The 1,316-nt window shown below is 70.7% G+C and carries 2 protein-coding genes; both read left to right on the forward strand.

What is annotated here, in order from left to right; all coding sequences use genetic code 11:
• Window positions 1-333, forward strand: a 333-nt coding sequence (locus GH737_RS15610; RefSeq protein WP_196233247.1) for a hypothetical protein, incomplete at its 5' end; no start/stop codon positions are given.
• 160 nt (window positions 334-493) lie between these two features.
• A partial coding sequence (locus tag GH737_RS14795; RefSeq protein ID WP_196233248.1) for a DUF4118 domain-containing protein occupies window positions 494-1,316 on the forward strand: 823 nt, incomplete at its 3' end.

A 1,316-nucleotide genomic window follows, 5' to 3' on the forward strand; every position in this document is an offset into this window, starting at 1 on the left:
CATTCGGCGCGGCTGTCGGCGATGTACGAGGAGCAGATTCGGCGCGATCGCGAGGCGTTCGAGGTGGCCGAGGCGCTTCGCAGCGAGCGCGGCGAGCCGGCGTGGGGGCCGGCCGGGGAGGCGGTTCGGCGGGAGCTGGGGCTGGGTCCCCGCTTTCGCGGGGATGACGAGGCGGGTTCCGGATTACCTGATTTGGCGCAGGTGACGGGGTGGTCGACGGCGGATCCGGCGAAGGCGCCGCATCACGAGGGGGTGGCGCTGTTCGGCGGGTGGCGGTTGGAGGACATGGAGGCGAAGGAGAGGGGACTCGGCGCCCGGCGGCTCCGCGGTTGACAGGGACGGTCGACCCGGCCTTTAGTGCGGCTGCTCGGTCCACCATTCGTGGGGTGCTCCAAATTGCACTCGAGACCGGGTTTTCGACATTTTGCGTTCGAGCGCGCGGGGCCTGTCGTGGGCCGGGATGCGTTCGGGGAAAGGGGGCCGGGCCGCCGCGTTGAAAGACACTGACCATCCCTTCCTTGCGGCGGCTGTTTTCGTCCTTTTTGCGTATCTCGTCAGGCTGGGACTGACCCCGGTCCTGGGGCAGCGCTCGCCGTGGCTGCTGTTCACGATCGCGATCGTCGTTGCCGCCGGGCGCTATGGCGTGCGGCCGGCGCTTTTCGCGATCGTGCTGAGCCTCGTCGCCGGGCTCGTCGCGTTCGTTCGGCCGGGCGACTGGTCGGCGATGCCGGCGGAAAGCGTGGCGAGCCTGATCGTGTTCCTCGTCACCGGGGCGGCGATGCTGGTGTTCGCGGCGCATCTCAAGGCCTCGCAGCAGCGGGCGCTGCGGCTCCAGTCCGAACTCCAGCAGGCGCATACCCACAGCGCGCTCGGAGCGATGGCGGCAACCCTCGCGCACGAGCTCAACCAGCCGCTTGCCGCCGCGCGCAACTATATCGCGGCGACCAAGCGGCTCGCGGGGCGGCTCGAGGGGGAGGAAAAGGAGGCGGTGGTCACCGCGCTCGGCCACTCCGAGGCGGAAATCCAGCGGACCAGCGACATCATCCGCCACGCGCGCGACCTGGTCAGCAACGCCGAGCCTGTGCGTGAGCGCGCCTCGCTCAAGGCGATGGTCGAGCGGGCCGTGGCCGCGTTGCGCGCGGGAGGGGTCGGGGAGGATGCGAGGATCCGCACCGACATTGCCGGCGAGCGCGACTCGGTCGAGGTCAACCCGACCCAGGTCGAGCAGGTGCTGATGAACCTGCTGCGCAACGCCTGCCAGGCGGCGGAGCCGCGCGCCGCGGAGATTGCGATCGCGGCGCGGGCCGACGGCGAGT

The sequence above is a fragment of the Sphingomonas segetis genome (genome assembly GCF_009720245.1).
In the GTDB taxonomy this organism is placed as follows: Bacteria; Pseudomonadota; Alphaproteobacteria; order Sphingomonadales; family Sphingomonadaceae; genus Sphingomicrobium; species Sphingomicrobium segetis.